At 75.7% G+C, this 20,412-nt stretch carries 15 protein-coding genes; 9 read left to right on the top strand and 6 right to left on the bottom strand.

Annotated elements, in window-relative coordinates:
* Positions 1-18: 18 nt before the first annotated feature.
* Positions 19-3,015, bottom strand: coding sequence for a type I polyketide synthase (locus AWW66_RS04790; RefSeq protein WP_067360280.1), 2,997 nt, complete (start codon positions 3,013-3,015; stop codon positions 19-21).
* A 181-nt stretch (positions 3,016-3,196) separates the two neighbouring features.
* Here AWW66_RS04790 and AWW66_RS04785 point away from each other — a divergent pair, with 181 nt between their 5' ends.
* Together AWW66_RS04785 and AWW66_RS04780 are read left to right on the top strand one after the other, a co-directional pair.
* On the top strand, positions 3,197-6,277 hold the full coding sequence (locus AWW66_RS04785) for a non-ribosomal peptide synthetase (RefSeq protein ID WP_067360278.1): 3,081 nt from the start codon (positions 3,197-3,199) through the stop codon (positions 6,275-6,277).
* Positions 6,274-7,500, top strand: a complete 1,227-nt coding sequence (locus tag AWW66_RS04780; protein WP_083978219.1) for a cytochrome P450 — start codon at positions 6,274-6,276, stop codon at positions 7,498-7,500. The genes AWW66_RS04785 and AWW66_RS04780 overlap by 4 nt, the downstream gene beginning before the upstream one ends.
* A gap of 118 nt (positions 7,501-7,618) precedes the next feature.
* Here the strand turns inward: AWW66_RS04780 and AWW66_RS04775 are convergent, their stop codons facing one another.
* The 3 genes from AWW66_RS04775 to galE all read right to left on the bottom strand — a co-directional run bounded on the left by AWW66_RS04775 (position 7,619) and on the right by galE (position 10,829).
* Positions 7,619-8,413 carry an LLM class F420-dependent oxidoreductase gene (locus tag AWW66_RS04775; RefSeq protein WP_067360276.1) on the bottom strand — a complete coding sequence of 265 codons (795 nt, stop codon included), beginning with the start codon at positions 8,411-8,413 and terminating at the stop codon, positions 7,619-7,621.
* Positions 8,414-8,453: 40 nt separating this feature from the next.
* The gene (locus tag AWW66_RS04770; protein ID WP_067360274.1) at positions 8,454-9,704 is read right to left on the bottom strand and encodes an FAD-binding protein; all 1,251 of its coding nucleotides are present in this window, start codon (positions 9,702-9,704) and stop codon (positions 8,454-8,456) included.
* Positions 9,705-9,806: 102 nt separating this feature from the next.
* On the bottom strand, positions 9,807-10,829 hold the full coding sequence (gene galE, locus AWW66_RS04765; RefSeq protein WP_067360273.1) for a UDP-glucose 4-epimerase GalE: 1,023 nt from the start codon (positions 10,827-10,829) through the stop codon (positions 9,807-9,809).
* Between the two features lie 325 nt (positions 10,830-11,154).
* Between galE and AWW66_RS04760 the strand changes: the two genes are divergently transcribed.
* The 5 genes from AWW66_RS04760 (at position 11,155) to AWW66_RS04740 (ending at position 17,168) form a co-directional block, all read left to right on the top strand.
* Positions 11,155-11,895 (top strand): SDR family oxidoreductase, encoded by a 741-nt coding sequence (locus tag AWW66_RS04760; RefSeq protein WP_067360347.1) that lies wholly within the window; start codon positions 11,155-11,157, stop codon positions 11,893-11,895.
* Positions 11,896-11,966: 71 nt separating this feature from the next.
* Positions 11,967-12,869, top strand: coding sequence for a TauD/TfdA dioxygenase family protein (locus AWW66_RS04755; RefSeq protein ID WP_067360271.1), 903 nt, complete (start codon positions 11,967-11,969; stop codon positions 12,867-12,869).
* Between the two features lie 106 nt (positions 12,870-12,975).
* Complete coding sequence (locus AWW66_RS04750) at positions 12,976-14,220, top strand: multidrug effflux MFS transporter (protein WP_169807055.1); 1,245 nt, start codon at positions 12,976-12,978, stop codon at positions 14,218-14,220.
* A 136-nt stretch (positions 14,221-14,356) separates the two neighbouring features.
* Positions 14,357-14,899: a TetR/AcrR family transcriptional regulator gene (locus AWW66_RS04745; protein ID WP_067360269.1), complete on the top strand. Its 543-nt coding sequence runs from the start codon at positions 14,357-14,359 to the stop codon at positions 14,897-14,899.
* Between the two features lie 73 nt (positions 14,900-14,972).
* Entirely contained in the window at positions 14,973-17,168 is a 2,196-nt protein-coding gene (locus AWW66_RS04740) for an MMPL family transporter (RefSeq protein ID WP_067360267.1), read from the top strand.
* Positions 17,169-17,249: 81 nt separating this feature from the next.
* On the opposite strand, the gene AWW66_RS04735 is transcribed toward AWW66_RS04740, so the two are convergent.
* Positions 17,250-18,506 (bottom strand): erythromycin esterase family protein, encoded by a 1,257-nt coding sequence (locus tag AWW66_RS04735; RefSeq protein ID WP_067360265.1) that lies wholly within the window; start codon positions 18,504-18,506, stop codon positions 17,250-17,252.
* Positions 18,507-18,575: 69 nt separating this feature from the next.
* Between AWW66_RS04735 and AWW66_RS04730 the strand changes: the two genes are divergently transcribed.
* A complete protein-coding gene (locus AWW66_RS04730; protein ID WP_067360264.1) occupies positions 18,576-18,767 on the top strand; it encodes a DUF2795 domain-containing protein in 192 nt (63 codons plus the stop codon).
* A 17-nt stretch (positions 18,768-18,784) separates the two neighbouring features.
* On the opposite strand, the gene AWW66_RS04725 is transcribed toward AWW66_RS04730, so the two are convergent.
* The gene (locus AWW66_RS04725; protein ID WP_067360343.1) at positions 18,785-19,684 is read right to left on the bottom strand and encodes a Gfo/Idh/MocA family protein; all 900 of its coding nucleotides are present in this window, start codon (positions 19,682-19,684) and stop codon (positions 18,785-18,787) included.
* Between the two features lie 238 nt (positions 19,685-19,922).
* Between AWW66_RS04725 and AWW66_RS04720 the strand changes: the two genes are divergently transcribed.
* Positions 19,923-20,333: a hypothetical protein gene (locus AWW66_RS04720; RefSeq protein WP_067360261.1), complete on the top strand. Its 411-nt coding sequence runs from the start codon at positions 19,923-19,925 to the stop codon at positions 20,331-20,333.
* Positions 20,334-20,412 lie beyond the last annotated feature (79 nt).

Here is a 20,412-nt window from a genome sequence, read left to right as displayed (position 1 = left end):
GGGTGGGCGGGCCGAGGGTCAGGATTCGGGCCGGGCGCGGTCGCGCCGGAGCGCGTCGCGCACCACGGCGGTCTGGCGGCCCAGGGTGCGGCCGGCGAGCATCTCCCGCAGCGGCACCCGCAGGCCCAGTTCCTCGTGGACGCGGCGGGCGAGCTGCGTGATGAGCAGCGAGTCCCCGCCGAGGGCGAAGAAGTCGGAGTCGTCGGCCAGGTCGGTGTGGCCGAGCACCTCGGCCCAGAGCTTCGGCACCAGCACCGCCGGGTCGGGCCCGCCGGCACCGGACCGCTGCGGCCGGTCGACCCCGGCACGCTCACCGACGGCAGGATCGGTGTCGGCGCGCCCGCTGACGGCGCGGTCGGCGACAGCACGATCGGCGGGGGCGCGGGCGGCGGGCGGGGTCGCCTCCGGGGCCAGCCACCGGCGACCACCGAAGGCGTACCCGGGCAGGTGCGCCAGCCGCCCGTCGGCCCCGCCGAGCAGCCCGGCGGGGACGGGCTGCCCCCAGGTCCAGAGGGTGCCCAGGGCGGCCAGCACCTCCCCCTCGGGGCGGTCGGTGCGCAGCGGGCACAGCGGCACGGCGGGCAGCCCGGCGGCCTCGGCCAGGCCGGTCAGCACCCGCCCCGGTCCCACCTCGACGGCCACGCACCCGGGCAGCCGGGCCATCGTGTCGGCGAGCGCGTCGGCGAACCGGACCGGCCGGCGGGCCTGCGCCACGTACGACCGCGCGTCGACCGGTTCCCCGGGCTGGACCAGCCGGCCGGTGAGGTTGCTGGCGTACGGCACGGCCGGCGGGTGCGCCCGTACCCCGTCCAGGGCGCGGTCCAGGGCCGGCAGGGCCGGCTCGACCAGGGCGCTGTGGAAGGCGTGGCTGGTCCGCAGCACCCGGTGGAAGACCCGGTCGCCGAGCCGGTCGGCGAACCGGCGTACCTCCTCGACGGCGCCGGCGACGGTGCAGCCGTCGGCGCTGTTCACGGTCGCCACCGCCAGCTCCGCGCCGGTCTCGGCGAGCAGGTCGCGGGCGGTGTCCGGGTCGCAGCCGAGGGCGAGCATGGCGCCGGGTGGGCAGTCCTGCATGGCCCGCCCCCGGGCGGCCACGAACCGGGCCGCGTCGGCCAGGCCGAAGGTGCCCGCCAGGCAGGCCGCGGTGAGTTCGCCGAGGCTGTGGCCGACCAGGGCGGCCGGGGCGACGCCGAGCGCGGTCAGCGCCCGGCCGGCGGCGTACCCGACGGCGAAGAGCGCCGGCTGGGCGAGGGCGGTGGCGGCCAGCTCGTCGGCGGGGGCGTCGGGGTCGTGGAGCGCCCGGCGCAGCCGGGCGGACAGCTCGGCGTCGAAGGCGGCGAGGCACTCGTCGAGGTGGTCGGCGAAGCCGGGGAGCGCCCCGGCCAGCGGCGCGGCCATGCCCGGCTGCTGGGTGCCCTGCCCGGGGAGGAGGTACACCACCGGGGCGGGCCCGTCGACCGGCGCGCGGCCCCGCAGCGCCCCCGCGTCGCCGGTGAGCCGGTCGGCCACCTCGGCGGCGGTCCGCCCGGTGACGGCCAGCCGCTCGGGCAGCGCCGCCCGGCCGGCGGCCAGGGTGTACGCCACGTCGGCCAGGTCCGGTCCGGCCCGGTGCAGGTGCTCGGCGAGCCGCGCGGCGGTACGGGTCAGCGCCGCACCGTCGGCGGCGGAGAGCACCACCAGGCGCTCCCGCTCGGGGCGCGGCGGTACGGCCGGCGCCGCCGGCGGCTGCTCGACGATCACGTGCGCGTTGGTGCCGCCGATGCCGAACGAGCTGACCCCGGCGCGGCGCGGCTGCGGGCCGGACCAGGCAGCCGCCTCGGTGGGCACGTACAGCGGGGAGCCGTCGGCCTCCAGCAGCGGGTTGAGCGCGGTGAAGCCGGCGACCGGGGGCACCACCCCCTCCCGTACCACCCACAGCGCGCGGACCAGCCCGGCCAGCCCGGACGCCGAGTCGAGGTGACCGATGGCGGCCTTCAGCGCGCCGACGGCCACCTGGCCCGGCCGGGCTCCGGCGGTGGTGAGGGCGGCGCTGGCGGCGGCCCACTCGATCGGGTCGCCGACCCGGGTGCCGGTGGCGTGCGCCTCCAGGTAGCCGATGCTCTCCCCGCCGACGTCAGCGCTGGCGAGGGCGGCCCGGATCACCGCCTCCTGGCCGGTCACCGAGGGCGCGTAGTAGCCGGCCTTCGCCGCGCCGTCGTTGTTGACCGCCGTGCCGAGCAGGACGCCGTACGGCTCCGGGCCGTCGTCGAGGGCGTCGGCGAGGCGGCGGAGCACCACGGCGACCACCCCGGAGCCGGCCACCACCCCGTCGGCGGCGGCGTCGAACGGCCGGCAGTTCCCGGAGACGGACTGGATGCCACCGGGTACGTGCAGGTGCCCGGCCTGCGGGAAGTCGATGCCGGCGGCGACCACGACGGCCTGGTCGCACTCCCCGGCCAGCAGCGCCTGCACCGCCAGGTGCACCCCGACCAGCGACGAGGAGCAGGCGGTCTGCACGCCCAGCGCCGGCCCGGTCAGGCCGAGCTTGTACGAGATCAGGCTGGCGACGAAGTCCGGTTCGGTGCCGTGCAGCGCCTGGTCGAGGGTGAGCGGGTCCAGGGGCCCGTTGGCGAGCATCGCCCGCAGGTAGCCGCTGCCGCTGCCGGAGGCGTACACGCCGGTGGTGTGCTCGGCGGCGGCGGGGCCGGCGGTGCCGGCGTCCTCCAGCGCGGCCCAGGCCGTCTCCAGCATCAGCCGGTGCTGGGGGTCCATCAGCTCGGCGTCGCGGGCGCTGACCCGCAACAGCGTGTGGTCGAAGCGGTCGGCGTCGGCGAGGTGACCCCGCGCCGGCACGTAGTCCGGGTCGTCGACGAGGGCCGCCGGCACCCCGGCGGCGAGCAGGTCGGCGCGGTCGAGGCGGGTGGTGAGCACCCGGCCGGCCAGCGTGGCGGCCCACCAGTCGTCGAGGTCGGTCACGCCGGGCAGGCGGGCGTGCACACCGGTGACGGCGATGTCGAGTGATCGGTCTCGGCTCATGTCCTCACCTTCGACGCGGGTCCGGGGTACGGCCGCCGCTCGGCACAGCGGTCACTCCAGGTTGCCGCATTAGGCAAACTCTGGCAACGTGTGAGGCACACTTGGCAACGTTGATGCGTGGTGTCGATGCCCGAGCCGATGGGACGAGATGCCTGACACGTGCGAGACGGGAGGGGAACACGTGCAGCCAGACCTCAGGTGGACCGCCGGGCCACCGTCCACGCCGGCCGACGAGGGCCTGCACCAGCGCGTGGCCCACACCGCGCGCCACCGGCCCGAGGCCACCGCACTGGTGGCCGGTGACCGCCGGATCAGCTACGCCGAGCTGGACCGCACCGCCGACGCCTGGGCCGCCGCGCTGGTCGCGGCCGGGGTCGGGCCGGGCGACCGGGTGCCGGTGCTGCTGCCCCGCAGCGCCGAGCTGGTCACCGCGCTGCTCGCGGTGCTGAAGACCGGCGCCGCGTACGCGCTGCTCGACCCGGCCTGGCCGGCCGCCCGGCTGGCCGAGGTCACCGACGTCCTGGCCGCGCCGCTGCTGGTCGCCCCCGCCCCGGTGACCGGGGTCGGGCGGCCGGTGTGGACCCCGCCGGCCGGCCCGGTGACCCCGCCGCCCGGCTTCCGGCCCGCGCAGGTCGACGGCGACGCCCCGGCCTGCGTCTTCTTCACCTCCGGCACCACCGGCCGGCCCAAGGGCGTGCTCACCCCGCACCGGGCCACCGCCCGCCTCTTCGCTCCCGGCACCTTCGCCACCTTCGACGAGCGGACCGTGGTCCCGCTCGCCGCGCCGGTGCCGTGGGACGCCTTCTCGCTCGAACTCTGGGCCGCCCTCTACCACGGCGGCACCTCGGTCGTGGTGACCGAGCCGTACCTGACGGCGGGGGCGCTGCGGGAGGTCGTCAGCCGGCACGGGGTGACCACCGCCTGGCTGACCAGCAGCCTGTTCAACATGGTCGTCGACGAGGACCCGGCCGCGTTCCGGGGGCTGCGCCAGCTCATGATCGGCGGGGAACGCCTCTCCCCCGACCACGTCGCGCGCTTCCTGCGGCAGCACCCGGAGGTGCTGCTGCTCAACGGGTACGGCCCGGTGGAGAGCACGGTCTTCGCCACCACCCACCCGATCACCCCGGCCGACTGCGAACGCCCCGACGGGGTGCCGCTGGGGCGGCCGGTGCCCGGCACCGGGGTCCACGTGTTCGACGGCGAACGGCCGTGCGCGGTCGGCGAGGTCGGGGAGATCTGCGTGACCGGCGACGGGCTGGCCCTGGGCTACCTCGGCGACCCGGCGCTGACCGCCGAGAAGTTCGTCACGCTGCGCCTCGGCGGCCGGCTCGTGCGCGCGTACCGCACCGGTGACCTGGGCGTGCGCGACGGCGACCGGCTGCTGCACTTCCGGGGCCGGGCCGACCGGCAGGTGAAGCTGCGCGGGCACCGGATCGAGCCGGCCGAGATCGAGCGGCGGCTGCTCGACCTGCTGCCGGTACGCGCCTGCCGGGTGCTGGTGGACCGCCCCGCCGACGCCGAGCCGAAGCTGCTCGCCTGGTGCGTGCCGCAGCGCGCGGGCGACCGGCTCGCCGACGCGCGTGACGTGCTCCGGGCCGCGCTGCCCGGGTACCAGGTCCCCGCCGAGGTGCTGACCGTCGCGGCGTTCCCGGTCACCCCGCAGGGCAAGCTGGACGAGCGGGCGTTGCTGGCCGGGTACCGTCCCGAGCCCGCCGGCACCGCCACCGGGGCCGGGGACGGCGGGCACACGGGTACCGCGGCGGTGGTCGCCGAGGTGGTCGCGGCCGTCCTCGGACGGCCCACCGTCCCCGCCGACGTGCCCTTCGCCGCCCTCGGCGGCACCTCACTGGACGCCGGGCGGGTCTGCGCCCGGCTCGCCGCCCGGCTGGACCGCCCCGTCCCGCTGGCCCGCCTCGCCGCCCACCCCACCGTCGCCGCCCTCGCCGGCTGGCTCGACGACAATCCGCCACCGGAGCGCACCGGGGCCGAGCCGGACCCCGGCCTCGTCCCGCTCACCCCGCTCCAGTTGGTGTACCTGACCCGGCACCTGCTCGACCCCACCGACCTCACCTCACACTGCCTGCTGACCTGGGTGGTGGCGGGCGACCTGGACCAGGCGGCGCTGGCGACGGCGGTCGGCGCGGTGCACGCCCGGCACGAGCCGCTGCGCGCCGCGTACCTGGCCGACCCCCGGCCGGTCGCCCAGGTCGTCGACCTGGCCCCGCCGCCGGTGGAGGCGCTGCCCGCGCAGCCGTCGGTGGCGGCGGCGGTCGGCGCGCTGCGCACCCTCTTCGGCACCGAGCTGCTGATCGGCGAGGCCGACGTGTGGCGGGTCGCGGTCGTACCGGCCGGGCCGGTGACCGTGCTCGGCGTGGTCGTGCACCACATCGCCTTCGACGGCTGGTCCGAGGCGGTCCTCGCGCGGGACCTCGCGGCGGCGTACAACGCCGCCCGGCGGGGCAGTGCGGCACCGGACACGCCCGCGCCGCCGTCGCTGGCCCGGACCCACCGTGACCACCTGGCCCGGCTCGCCGACAGCGGGCTGGACACGCACCGGGAACGGCGTCGCGCCGAGTTGGCCGGGGTGCCGGCGATCCGCTGGCCGGGGTACCCGGGCCCGGCCGACGGCGGCGAGCCCGGACTGATCGAGGTGCCGCTGTCCCCGGCGGTGGTGGCCGGGGTGGACGCGCAGGCGCGGGCCGCCGGGGTGAGCCGCTTCGTCGTGCTGCTGCGCCACCACGGCGCGGCCCTGGCCGAGGTCACCGGGGAACGGGACCTCGCGGTCGGCGTGCCGGTCGCCCAACGGCACGGCGCCGGCTCGGAACTCGCCGTCGGCTGCCACCTCACCATGCTCTGCGTCCGGCTGCGCGGGGCGGCCCTCGGGGACGGGCCGACCGCCACCCGGGCCGTCGGCGAGGCGTTCGGCGCCGCGTTCGCCGCCCAGGACGTGCCGTTGCAGGACCTGCTACGGATGGCCGACCTGCCGGGCGGGCACCGCCCGCCGCTGTTCCAGACCCTCTTCGCGCTCCAGGACAACGCCCCGCCCACGCTGGCGCTCGACGGGGCCGAGGCCACCTTCGTCCGCCAGCCCTACCTGGACCTGCCGCTGGAGCTGCACACCGAGCTGTGGCCGGAGGCGGACGGCGGGTTGCGGCTGACCGTCTGGTACCGGCGCGACGCGGTCGCCGGCTCGTGCGCCCGCGAGCTGGCCAAACGGTTCGAGGAACGGCTGCACACCAGCTCCCCGGGAGGCTCCCGATGATCGTCACCGTCCCCGACCGGCCGGCCCCGCCGCCGTCCGCCGCGCCCGCCGAGGACCCGCGTCCGGAGCTGCTCGTCGAGGCGGACCTGCACGCGCACGGCGACCCGCACGGCATCTGGCGGTGGCTGCGCCGGCACGCCCCGGTGCACCGGCACCCGGCCGGCGAGCTGCCCGCGTTCTGGTCGCTCACCCGGTACGCCGACGTCCGCGCCGTCTACCGCGACCCGGAGACGTTCAGCTCCCGGCACGGGGTGCTGCTGCGCCCGGTGGCGCTCGGCGAGGACCCGGGCGGCGGGATGACCCTCGCGCTGACCGACCCGCCCCGGCACAAGCAGTTGCGCGCGGTGGTCGCGGACTGGTTCACCACCCGGGCGGTGCGCTCGCTGGAGGGCACGATCCGCACCTGCGTGCGCGACGTGCTCGCCCGCGCGTACGAGCAGGGGCGCTGCGACTTCGTGCACGACGTGGCGGGCCGGCTCTCCATGCACGTCATCGGCACCATCATGGGGGTGCCGGAACGCGACCACGAGAACCTGTTCCGCTGGACCAACGAGGCGTTCGAGGCGGGCGTCTCGCTGGCCGCGCACCACGAGCTGATGCGGTACTTCATCGACCTGATGGAGCGGCGGATCGCCGAGCCGACCGACGACCTGGTCAGCATGATGGCCGGCGGGACCCTCGGCGACGACCTCCTCACCGAGGAGGAGATCCTGCTCAACTGCGAGAACATCATCGGCGCCACGGAGAACGGGCGGCTGGCCGTCGCCGGGGGGATGGCGGCCTTCCTGACCCACCCGGACCAGTGGGAGCGGCTGCGCACCGACCGGGACCTGCTGCCCGGCGCGATCGAGGAGATCCTGCGCTGGACGTCCAGCGCCACGCACAGCATGCGCACCGCCACCCGGGACTGCGAGGTCGCCGGCCAGCGGATCGCCGCCGGGGACCGGGTGGTGCTCTGGGTACCGTCGGCCAACCGGGACGAGCGCGTCTTCGCCGACCCGTACCGGTTCGACGTGGGACGCAGCCCCAACCGGCACCTCGCCCTCGGCATCGGCGAGCACGTCTGCATCGGCGGCACGCTCGCCCGTACCCAGCTCCGGATCCTGCTGACCGAGCTGCTGGACACCGCCGGCCGGATCGAGCCGGCCGGTCCGGTGCACCGGGTCCGCTCCATCGCGGTAGCCGGCCCGGAACACCTCCCCCTGCACATCACCCCCCGCTGACCGGCACCACCTGCCGACCGGCACCACCGCTGAGCGGTGGCGGTTTCCCGACGCGACCCGCCGGGGAAGGCGTCGGAGAGCCACCACCGCCCCGACCGGCGGACGTCGCCGGTCGGGGCTACTGGGCGTCGCGCCAGGCGAGCCAGCGGCGCAGCAGGGTGAGGTCGTAGTCGGGGCCGTCGACGCCGAGGGTGAACAGGGTGACGCCGAGGTCGCGCAGTTTCGGGCCGAGGTCGTCGGGCTCGCCGGCCGGTGAGGGGCCGCCGCCGACGCTGCCGGAGATCTCGATCTCGGCCGGGTCGCGGCCCACCGCCGCGCAGTGCCGACGCAGCACGTCCGCCTTCTGCCGCAGGGTGTCCGGGTCGCCGAAGGAGTGCCAGATGTCGGCGTGCCGGGCGACCAGCCGCAGGGTCCGGCGCTCCCCGCCGCCGCCGATGAGCACCGGCATCCGCCGTACCGGTGGCGGGTTCAGCGCGGCCAGCCGCGCCTCGATCCGGGGCAGCGCCCGGGTCAGGTCGTCGAGGCGTTCGGCGGGGGTGGTCAGCTCGTAGCCGTACTCGGTGAAGTCCCGGTCGTACCAGCCGGAGCCGAGGCCGAGGATCACCCGGCCGCCGCTGACGTGGTCGACGGTCCGGGCCATGTCGGCGAGCAGGTCCGGGTTGCGGTAGCCGGTGCAGGAGACCAGCGGGCCCAGCTCCATCCGGGAGGTGGCCTCGGCCCAGGCGGCCAGCATCGTCCAGCACTCGAAGTGCCGCCCGGCCGGGTCGCCGTCGAGCGGGAAGAAGTGGTCCCAGGTGAAGAGCACGTCCACGCCCAGCTCCTCGGCCCGCGCCACGGTCTCGCGGATCCGGGCGTACTCGGCGTGCTGGGGCTGGAGTTGCAGGGCGATGCGCAGTCCTCTGGTGGTGGTCACGGTCGTCTCCTCATCGACGGCGGCAGGGGGCGGTCCGGGGTCAGGCGGGGAAGAGGGCGTCGAGGTGGGCGTTGCGGAACCTGCCGACCGGGTCGAGGCTCGCGGCCAGCTTCCGGAAGTCCTCGGCCCGCTCGTACCCGGCGGCGATCCGCGCCGGGTCGGCGGCGCTGAGCTTGCCCCAGTGCGGGCGGGCGCCCAGCGGCAGCAGCAGCTCCTCCACGGCCCGGATCACCGGCGGCACCGCCACCGGGTCGTCGGCCCAGGTGAAGTGGACGGTCACGCTGTCGCGCCGGTACGCGGGGCTGAGCCACAGGTCGTCGCCGCGTACCGCGCGCAGTTCGGAGATCTGCAGCACCGGGTCGAGCACCGGCGCGAGCCGGCGCAGCGCAGCGATCGCCTCCGTGGCCCGGTGCCGGGGCAGGTAGTACTCCGACTGGAGTTCCCGCCCGGAGCCGGGCACGTAGTCCGGCCGGAAGTGCGGCAGCCGCTCGTGCCAGGGCCCCGGCACGTCGAGCTGGTCGGTGCAGTTGTCGGCCGGCAGCTCCGGCACCGGGTGCACCGGTACGGTCGCCGCCCGGCCGCCGGCCCAGTCCGCCACCGGCCGGTCGGTCCGCCGCTTGAGCCAGACCACCGCCTCCCCGTCGATCCAGTGGGTGAAGACGCTGACGCTGTACGCCGCGCCGAAGACCTCGTCGAGCCGCTCGGCCACCTCGTCGAGCGGTACCCCGACCCGGACGTGCTGGGCGAGCCGGTAGGTCGGCTCCACGTCGAGGGTCAGCCGGGTCACCACGCCGAGCGCGCCGAGGGCGACCACCGCGCCCGGGAAGGTGTCCGGGTCGGCGTCGCGGTCCAGGTCGACCAGGTCGCCCTCGGGGCCGACCAGCCGTACCGCCCGGACCTGGGCGGCCAGGCAGGGCAGGGCCTCCCCGGAGCCGTGGGTGCCGGTGGCGACCGAGCCGGCGACCGAGATGTGCGGCAGGGAGGCGAGGTTCGCCAGGGCGTACCCGGCCGCCTGGAGCCGGGTGGCGACCTCGGCGTAGGTGGCCCCGGCGGCGACGGTCACCGTCGAGCTGTCCGGGTCGACGTCCACCGTGTGCGGCAGCCGGTCGAGGCGGACCAGGTCGCCGGTGGTGTCCGCGACGGCGCTGAACGAGTGGCCGCTGCCCAGCGCCCGGATCCGTCGGCTGGCCGCGACGATCCGGCGCAGCTCGTCGAGGGTCCGGGGCCGGTGCAGCCGGGCCGCGGCGAAGGTGACGTTGCCGCCCCAGTTGCGGGCGCGGGGCTCGGACATGGGCCACTACTCCGATCGGTCGGGCCGGCGGGCTCCAGGTCCGCCAGCGGTACGGGTGGCAGTGCGGGTCAGCGGACGCGCTGGCGGCGGCCGGAGGGCCGGTCAGCGGACGCGCTGGCGGCGGCCGGGGGCCGGGCTGCGCCGACGCCGGGCCGGGCGGGTCGGCGCGGTGACCATCGGCCGCCACGCCTGCCAGGTGCTGCGGACCATGTCGTACAGGTCGTTGCGGGCGTGCCAGGACATCTCCCGGCCGATCTTGTCGACGGCGGCGACCACCTCGGGCGGGTCGCCGGGGCGGGGCGGGAGCACCTCCACCTCGACCGGCAGGCCGGTCACCTCGCGCACCGCCGCCAGCACCTCCAGCACCGAGTACCCGCTGCCGGTGCCGACGTTGTAGACGTCCGCGCACCGGCCGGACTCCAGTCGGGCGATGGCCGCCGCGTGCGCGTCGGCGACGTCGGCGACGTGCACGTAGTCCCGGACCCCGGTGCCGTCCCGGGTCGGGAAGTGGCGGCCGGTCACCACCGCCGGCCGGCCGGTGGTCAGCCGCTGGAAGACCCGGGGGAAGAGGCTGTCGCCGCTGGTGTCGGCGCAGACCGGGTCGGTGGAGCCGACGATGTTGAAGTACCGCAGGGCGATCCAGGAGACGCCGTGCGCGACCCCGGCCGCGCGGAGCATCCACTCGCACATCAGCTTCGTCTCGCCGTACGGGTTGATCGGCTCGGTCGGGGTCTCCTCGGTGACCCGGGTGCCCGGCGGGCGGCCGTACACGGCGGCGCTGGAGGAGAGCAGCACCTGTCGGACGTCGACGTCGACCGCCGCCTCCAGCAGGGCCCGCATCCCCTCGACGTTCTGCTCGTAGTACCAGAGCGGCTGGGCGACGGACTCGGGGGCGGACTTGCGGGCGGCGAGGTTGACCACGCCGGTCACGGCGTACCGGCGCAGGGTCGCCGCGATGGTGGCCCGGTCGAGCCCGGAGACGACGAGCGGGACGTCGGCCGGGAGCCGCTCGCGGACGCCGGTGGAGAGGTCGTCGAGCACCACCACCTCGCGCCCGTCGGCCCGCAGCCGGCGGACGACGTGGGAGCCGATGTACCCGGCGCCGCCGACGACCAGCCAGCTCACCGGGGCTCCCGGTGGGCGGTGTCGGTACGGGGCCGGGCACAGGGTCGGTGCAGCGGTGTCATGGGTACGCCTTCCGGCTCGGGTTCCGCCACGGATTCGTCCGGGCGGCTCGGCCACGGTCTCGGCCGGGCGCGGTCGCCCGACTCGTCCGGACGGGCCCCGCCCGGCGCGCGGCCCACCCAGTGTGCCAACTCTTGCCAAAATTTGCCAACCATCGCCGCGTCGATTGGCAACTCAGACAACCCTGTGCGAGGGTGAAGAGAGCGGACGTCCCGGCGTCATCGGGCACGTCCCACGGACCGGGCGGATCGGCGAGGGAGGCGTGGTGACCGGATCGGGCGAGGTCGCGCTGGTGACCGGCGGAAACCGGGGGCTGGGTCGGGAGACCGCCCGCCAACTCGCGCACAAGGGAGTGACCGTGCTGCTCGGCAGCCGTGACCCGGGGCGCGGGGCGGCGGTCGCCGCCGAGCTGGCCACCGAGGGCGCACACGTGGTGCCGGTACCGCTGGACGTCACCGACCCGGCGAGCGTGGCCGCGGTCGCCCGGCAGCTCACCGACGGGCTCGGCCGGCTGGACATCCTGGTCAACAACGCGGGGGCGTTCCGCCCGGCGACCGCCGTGGCGACCACCGCGCCGACCATGCGGGAGATCTTCGAGGTCAACGTCTTCGGCGTGGTCACCGTGACGCAGGCGCTGCTGCCCCTGCTGGCCCGTTCCCCCGCCCCCCGCATCGTCAACGTGTCCAGTACGACCGCCTCGCTCGCCCTCACCGCCGACGGCGCCGACCTGCCCGGCGACGCCAGCGTCCGGATGGCGTACACCGCCGCCAAGGCGGCGCTGAACATGCTGACCATCCAGTACGCGCGGGCGTTCCGGGACGACCCGGAGCACGCCCACGTGAAGATCAATTCGGCGACGCCCGGGTACACCGCCACCGACATGAACGCGTTCCGGGGCACCCGCAGCGTGCACGACGGCGCGCGGATCATCGTCGACCTCGCCACCCTGCCGGCCGACGGGCCGACCGGCGGCTTCTTCGACGACCAGGGCCCCGTCCCGTGGTAGCGGCGGGTCCGCCGGCCGGTACGCGCGTGGACCGGCCGGCCCCGCCGCCCGCCCCCAGAGAGGAGACCGACATGCTCGACTCGTACGCCCCGCCGCAGACGGAGATCGGCGTGACCCGGCTGGCCGGCGCGATCGGCGCCGAGATCACCGGGGTGGACGCCGCCGGCCCGCTCGGCGACGACGTGATCGCCCGGATCCGGGCGGCGCTGCTGGAGCACAAGGTGGTGTTCCTGCGCGACCAGCGCCTCGACTACGCCCGGCAGGTGGAGTTCGCCCAGCGCTTCGGCGAGCTGACCAAGGGACACCCGATCTTCGCGCCGCCGCAGGAGAAGCCGTACCTGCGGGAGATCGACTCGGCCCAGGGCACCCGGGCCAACCACTGGCACACCGACCTGACCTTCGTCGACCGGCCGCCGGCCCTCGCCCTGCTGCACGCCGTGGTCATCCCGCCGGTGGGCGGGGACACCATGTGGGCCAACGCGGTCGCCGCGTACCACGCCCTCCCCACCGAGCTGCGCGAGCTGGCCGACCGGCTGCGGGTGGTGCACAGCAACGACTCCGACTACACCGACGCCACCGTGGTCCGCGGCAAGCTCGACTACGTCTCGACCGTCTTCGAGACCGAGCACCCGGCGGTGCGGGTGCACCCGGAGACCGGGGAACGCGCCCTGGTCCTCGGCGGCTTCGCCCGGCGGATCAGCGGCCTCAGCCCGCAGGCCTCCCGGGACGTGCTGCGCGCCCTCCAGGACTACGTGACCATGCCGGAACACACGGTACGCTGGCGCTGGCGCGTCGGTGACCTGGCGATCTGGGACAACCGGGCCACCCAGCACTACGCCATCTACGACTACGGCACCGCGCACCGCCGCTGCGAACGGGTCACCGTCGCCGGTGACGTACCGGTCGGGGTGGACGGCCGACCCGCCGTCGTGCTGCGCGGCGACATGTCCCGGTACTCGGGCCCCCACCACTGACCACGCCGGACGTCCCGGCGCGGGCGAGGGTGCCCGCCGCGCCCTCGCCCGCGTCACCGGCGTCCGCCCGTCCCCGCACGGCCCGCCCCGGAGTGTGAGGTCCCCCGTGAGCACGACGCAGCAGTCCGCCGTCCGGCCCGACCCGGCCGGCCCGCAGTCGCCCGTCCGGGCCCCCTCGCTGGTGGCCCTGGTGTTCCTGCTCGGGGTCGGCCCGTTCGCCACGGACACCTACATCGCCGCCCTGCCGGACCTGCAACGCTCGCTGTCCACCAGCGCCGCCGTCGCCCAGCTCACCCTCACCGCGTTCGTCGTCGGGCTGGCCGCCGGACAGCTCCTGCTCGGCCCGCTCAGCGACGCATGGGGGCGACGCCGGCTGCTGCTGGTCGGCTGCGCCCTGTTCGCCCTCCTCTCCGTGGTCTGCGCCCTCGCCCCGAACGGCCCGGTGCTGGTGACGGCCCGGCTGCTCCAGGGCGTCGTCGCGGGCGGCGGGGTGGCGCTGGCCCGGGCCACGGTGACCGACACGCACCGGGGCGACCGGGCCGCCGCCACCTTCGGCCTGATCTCGTCGATCACCTTCCTCAGCCCGGTCGTCGCCCCGGCCGTCGGCGGCCTGATCCTGGCCCACGGCACCTGGCGTACCGTCTTCGCCGCCCTCGCCGGGCTCGGCGTGGCGATGTTCGTCGCGGTGCTGCTCGGCATCCGGGAGACCCTGCCCCGGCACCGCCGGCAGCCCGCCGGGCTGCGCCAGACCGGCGCGCGGATGGCCGACCTGGCCCGGGACTGGGCGTTCATGCGACACGTGGTGCTGGTCTGCCTGGCCACCGGCGGGTTCTTCATCTACATCGGCGGCTCGTCCTTCGTCCTCCAGTCCGCCTTCGACGTCAGCCCGTCGACGTACACCGTCGTCTTCGCCACCAACGCCGCCGCGATGGCCGGGGCCGGGCTGCTGTTCCGGCTGCTGGTGCTGCGGGTCGGGGCGGTCCGGCTGCGGACCGTCGGGGTGGTCGCCTCGACCGTGGCCGCGCTGGGCCTGCTGGGCGCCGCCCTGGCCGATCCGGCGACGGTGCCGCTGGCCGTACCGTGGGCCCTGCTCTGCGTCGTCGTGGGCGGGATGGGCTTCACCATGCCGGCCACGACGGCGCTCGCCCAGGAGGCCGGCCGCCGCTCCGCCGGCACCGCCGCCGCGCTCCAGGGCGGCCTGAGCTTCCTCACCGGGGCCCTGGTCACCCCGCTGACCGGCATCTTCGGGTACGACTCGCTGCTGCCGATGGCGGCCTCGATGAGCGTCTTCTTCGTCGCCGCCGCCGTTCTGCTGTACCTGGTCCGCCCCCGCCCCGCCCCGGCCGCCTGAGCCTCGCCGGCCCTCCTACCCGACCCCTCGGCGGGTACCAATCCGGGCAAGTCGGTGTGTCCTGCGCCACGATTCTGACCGATCGGTCAGGGTCTGACCGATCGGTCAGGCATCCTGGTCGCCGGGAGGTGGCCGGATGGCACGGGCGGTACCGGAGACCCACGACGAGATCCTTGCCGCGGCGGCGCGGCGGTTCGCCGTGTCCGGGTACAAGGGCACGTCGTTGCAGGACATCGCCCGCGAGGTGGGCTGCTCCAAGGCGGCGGTGCTCTACCACTTCGCCAGCAAGGAGGCGCTCCTCGGGGAGCTGATGGCACCGGCGATCGCGGCGTTCCACGCGATGGTCACGCGCTTCGACGGGTTGACCGGAGCCGCGGCCCAGCGGGCCGCGGTCGAGGGCTTCGTCGACCTCGCGGTGCGGTTCCGCCGGGAGATCGCGCTGCTCCGGGGGGACCTGCCCGAGCTGCTGCACCACCCCGAGTTCACCCACGTCCGCCAGGGCACCGACCGGCTGATCGAGGCGCTCGCCGGCTCGCCGCGGCCGACCGCCCGGGTCGCCGCGCTGGTCGCGCTGGCCGGGATCGCCCACACCTGCCCGGAGTTCGGCGACCTGCCGGACGAGGAACTACGCCCCGCCCTACTGGCGGTTCTCGGCCGGGCCGTCGAACCACCCGACTGACCGCCTCCGGCGGACCCGCCCCGACCGGCCCCCGGACCGACCGACCCCACCAACCCCGAGGACAAGGATCTCCATGGCGACCCTGTTGTACCGGCTCGGCCGGGCATCGTTGCGCCGTCGGCGACTCGTCGTCGCCGTCTGGCTCGTCGTACTCGTCGGCCTCGGCCTCGCCGCGGCGACGCTGCGCGGCCCCATGTCGAGCAACCTCTCGATGCCCGGCACCGAGTCGCAGCGCGCGATCGACCTGCTGGCCGAGCAGTTCCCGGCCGCCAGCGGCGCCACCGGCACCATCGCGGTCAAGGCCCCGGCGGAGGGCGGGCTGGCCAGCCCCGAGGGGCAGGCGGTGGTGCAGGGCCTGGTCGACGAGGCGGCCCAGGTGCCCGGGGTGGTCGCCGCGGTGAACCCCGTGCAGGCCGGCGCCGTCTCCCCCGACGGCCGGTACGGCCTGGTGCAGGTGCAGTTCGCCGACCGGGCGGACAGCATCACCGACGAGCAGCGCGAGGCGTACGGCAAGGTCGGCGCGGCGGCCGAGGCGCAGGGCTGGGAGGTCGCCCCCGGCGGTGAGGTGCTCGCCGCCGTACCGGAGGTCGGCTCCACCGAGGCGCTCGGCGTCCTGGTGGCCGCCGTCGTCCTGGTGATCACCTTCGGTTCCCTGGTCGCCGCCGGGATGACCATGCTCAACGCCCTGATCGGCGTCGGCGTCGGCATGGCCGGCCTGTACGCCCTGAGCAACGTCTTCGAGATGACCGACGTCACCCCGATCCTGGCGCTGATGCTGGGCCTGGCCGTCGGCATCGACTACTCGCTGTTCATCACCTCCCGGCACCGGCAGAACCTCCTTGAAGGGCTGGCACCGGACGAGGCGGTCGGCCGGGCGGTCGGCACCGCCGGCTCGGCCGTGGTCTTCGCCGGGGCCACCGTGGTCATCGCCCTGGCCGGGCTCTCCGTCGTCGGGATCCCCTTCCTCAGCGCGATGGGCCTCGCCGCGGCGGGCACCGTCACGGTGGCCGTGCTGGTCGCGATCACCCTCCAGCCCGCCCTGCTGGGCTTCGCCGGTCACCGGGTGCTCTCCCGCAAGCAGCGGGCCGCCGTCGCCGGCCAGGCCGGCGACCCGGAGCGGGCGGTCCCGGCCGAGGACCGCACCACCTTCGGCTTCCGGTGGGCGCACTGGATCACCCGGCTGCGCATCCCGGTGATCCTGGTCGGGCTGATCGGCCTGGGGGCGCTCGCGCTGCCGGCCCAGGACATGCGCCTGGCCCTGCCGGACGACCGGACCGCCCCGGTCGACTCGCCGGCCCGGGCGAACAACGACCTGATCCGGGAGGGCTTCGGACCGGGCTTCACCGGCCGGCTCGCCGTGGTCGTCACCGGTGACCAGCCGCAGGCCGTCCAGGCGTCGATCCCGCAGGTCAGCCAGGCGATCCAGGGCACCGGCGGGGTGATCGCCGTGGCGCCGGCCCAGTTCAGCCCGAGCGGGAACACCGCCCTGCTGGCGGTCATCCCGCAGGCCGGGCCGACCGACCCGGCCACCGAGGACCTGGTCCACGACATCCGCGCCGCGGTGGCCGACGTCAACCAGGTCGACGTGCTGCTCACCGGGGTCACCGCCGTCGGCATCGACGTCTCCGAGAAGCTCGCCGACGCCATGCCGGTCTACCTGGTGCTCGTGGTCGGCCTGTCGATCCTGCTGCTGATGCTGGTGTTCCGGTCGATCCTGGTCCCGGTGAAGGCGGCGCTGGGCTTCCTGCTCACCGTGGCGGCGACCTTCGGCATCACGGTGGCGGTGTTCCAGGAGGGCACGCTGGCCGGGCTGGTCGGGCTGGACACCCCCGGCCCGCTGATCAGCTTCCTGCCGATCCTGCTCATCGGCATCCTGTTCGGCCTGGCCATGGACTACGAGGTCTTCCTGGTCTCCCGGATGCGGGAGGACTTCGTCCACGGGGACACCGCCCAGCAGGCCACCATCAACGGCATGGGGCACGGCGCCCGGGTGGTCACCGCCGCCGCCCTGATCATGATCGCGGTCTTCGGGGGCTTCGTCTTCTTCCTGGAGGACCCGGTGATCAAGTCGATCGGCTTCGCCCTCGCCATCGGCGTGGCGATCGACGCCTTCGTGGTCCGGATGACCATCGTCCCGGCGGTGATGTCCCTGCTCGGCAGGAAGGCCTGGTGGCTGCCGCGCTGGCTGGACCGGATCACGCCGAACGTCGACATCGAGGGCGAGAAGCTGCGCGCCCAGCTCGACGAGCAGGCCCCCGTCCGGGCGTAACCGCGACACCGGCCCGACCGGCCCCCGTCACCCCCGTGGTGACGGGGGCCGCGCCACGTCCGCCCCGGCGGCTGCTGCCCCTCACACCCCGGCCGGCCAGGTCTCCAGCTCGCCGGGGGCGACCAGGGCGGGCAGCGGGTGCAGCGCGGTGGCCTCGTCGCACCAGATGAACCCGTCGTACCGCTGCGCCAGCCGGGTCGGCACGTAGTTGCCCCAGGACTCGAAGCTCGGGTCGTAGACCACCCCGATCGCCCGGTGGTCCACGGTGTCGGTCACCCAGCCCGGCTGGTCCGGGCCGCCGAAGACCAGCACCGCCCGCTCCGGCAGCAGTTCGTGCATCCGGTGCTCCACCGAGCCCGGCCGGGCCGGCGGGACCACCATCGTCTCGGCGGCCGACCCCCACCGGGGCGCGGCGACCACCGTCCCCCGGTACGCGCCCAGCCCGACCAGGCAGACCGCGCCGGCCCCGTGCCGCTCCCGGGCGAGCTGACCCAGGTTGACCATCCCGTCGGCGGCCATGTCGGTGGCCCGCGCGTCCCCGACGTGGGTGTTGTGCGCCCACACCACGCCCCGGGCGTCCGGGCCGTACCGGTCCAGCAGCCGGTCCAGGGTGTCGGCCATGTGCACGTCCCGCACGTTCCACGACTGCGGCCCACCGCCGACCATCGCCCGGTAGTAGCGCTCCGCGCCGGCCACCACCTCCGCGTTCTGCCAGGCGGAGAAGCTGTCCGGGCCGTCCGAGGCGGCGTGTTCCCGGGTCCGGGCGAGCAGCCGGACCACCTCCTCCTCGCACCGGGCCGAGACGAACCGGCTGGCCATGCCGTACTCCTCGACCCGCTTGCCGTACGGCTCGAAGCACCGGTACGCCTCCTGGGCCGCCTCCAGCGAGTCCGGGTCCTCCTCGCCCAGGTAGTCGAAGATCGCCTGCATCGACTCCCAGAGGCTGTACACGTCGAGCCCGTGGAAGCCGACCCGGCCCGCCTCGGGTCGCTCCAGGTTCCACGCCCGCAGCCACCGGCAGAAGCGCGCCACCTCGGCGTTCGCCCACATCCAGGTCGGCCAGCGCTCGAACCGCTCCAACGCGGTACGCGGGTCCGCCGCGCCCCCGGCGGCGCCGACCACCGAGCGGTGCACCCGGTCGCAGTCCGGCCAGTCCCCCTCCACCGCCACGAAGGAGAAGCCGCACTCGGCGATCAGCCGCCGGGTGAGCTGCTCCCGCAGCCGGTAGTAGTCGTGGCTGCCGTGCGTGGCCTCGCCGATCATGACCACCCGGGCGTCCCGGGCCCGCGCCAGCAACGGGTCGAAGTCGCTCGGCACGCCGAGCCGCTGTACCAGCATGGTCGCGGCTACCCGGCGCCCACGGCGACAAACCGGTGTGCGACGCGGCGCAGCGGGTAGCCGATGCCCATGACCGTCACCGGGGCGCAGTTGCAGGAGTACCTGGCCGGGCTCGACTACCCGGTCTCCCGGGCGGACCTGATCCGCTGGGGCCAGGAGAACGGGGCCAGCACCCCGCTGTTGCAACTCCTCCAGGCGTTGCCGGCGGAGAGCTTCGACTCCCCCGTCGACCTCGCCGACGCCCTCGCCAGCCGCACCTGACGGGGTGGCCGGCCGGGTCAGGCGTCGACGGTCCGGCCGGTGGCGCGGGCGGTCTCGGCGGCGGTGAGCACGGCGACCACCTCACGGCCGAACCGGACGTCGCAGCGGTGGTCGCGGGTGCCCGCGTCGATCTCCTCCAGCAACTGGTCGATCGCCACCCCGAACGCGGTCAGCGAACTGCCGTCGCCCGGCGGGGCGGTCTCCACGCCGTTCTCGCCGTAGAACACGGTGTCCCTGCCGATCGCGTCGGGCGGGGCCTCCAGGGTGAGCGACACCGTGCTGGTCGCGCCCCCGTCGTGGGTGAGCAGCAGGTTCACCACGCCCCGCGCCCCGTCCATCGCGGCCACCCGGGTCACCCGGCCGAGCACCGGCAGCAGGATCGACAGGGCGTGCGGGCCGAGATCCCAGAGCGCGCCGTGCTGGTGCCGCCAGGCCGAGTTGTGGTACGGGCTGCCGGGCTGCAGGACCGAGCCGTACCGGACCGCGTGGGCGGTGTGCCAGCCCCCGGCGGCGGCGGTCGAGGCGAGGAAGGCGGCGACGTCCGGGTGGAACCGACCGGTGAAGAAGACCACCGAGGCGACCCCCGACTGCCCGGCGGCGGCCACCACCCGGTCGGCGTCGGCCAGGGTCAACGCGAGGGGCTTGTCCAGCAGCAGGTGCCGGCCGGCGGTGGCGGCCCGGTAGGCGATGTCGGCCTGGACGTCCGGCGGCAGCGCGACCGAGACCGCGTCGACCGCCTCGATCAGCGCGTCGGCGTCGGTGTACGCCGGTACCCCGTGCCGGTCGGCGAGCGCGGCGGCCTTCGCCGGGTCGCGGCCCCAGACCCCGGCGAGTTCGGCGCGGGGGTGCGCGTCGAGCGCGGCGGCGTGCGTCTTCGCCGCCCAGTGGCCGGTGCCGAACACGCCGAACCGCAGCACGGGTACCCCCTTGGTGTCGTGGTCCGCCACCGGACGCGGCGGTCGCGCTCCACGCTAGTGCCCGGACCCGGCTGGCGGGCGGCGGGCCGACACAGCACCCCCGAAGGCCGGCGCCCCCGCCCTCCCGGAGGCCGGTGCCTTCCGACACCCCCGCGCCGGCGACCGCCGCCACCGTCGGCGAGTACTACGACGCTTAGTAGGCTGTGCCGGTGACCGAGGCAACGACCGGGGCTCCCCGGTGACCAGCCCAGCCGCGACCGGCTCGCCGGTGGACGGCGTCCTGGCGACGGTGACGATCGTGCTGTCGCTCGTCCTCGCGGGGTGGGCCCTGGTGGCGACGCTGCGCCACCGGCCGCCGGACCGGGTGCAGTTCGTCGGCCTGGCCGTGCTCGAAGTCGGGCTGCTCGCGCTGACCGTGGTGGCGCTGGTCGCGCTCGGCGGCGGGGAGCGACCGGGCGAGCCGGGCGCCTTCTTCGGGTACGTGGCGACGCTGGTCTGCCTGCCGCCGCTGGCGGCGGTGCTGGCCCGGATGGAGCCGACCCGCTGGGGCTCGGCGATCGTCTGCGCGATCTGCCTGGTCACCCCGGTGGTGGTGGTCCGGTTGCAGCAGACCTGGGAGTTCGTCGGCACCGGGGGCACCGGTGGCTGACCCGGTACGGTCCCCGGGCGGTCCGGCGGCGACGCCCCCGGGCGGCACGACGGCGGAGGGAGCGCCGGCCACCAACCGG

It is taken from the genome of Micromonospora rosaria (assembly GCF_001567585.1).
Lineage (GTDB): Bacteria > Actinomycetota > Actinomycetes > Mycobacteriales > Micromonosporaceae > Micromonospora > Micromonospora rosaria.
Note: the sequence above shows the minus strand (reverse complement) of the source record. Positions and strands in the feature narration are given on the sequence as shown.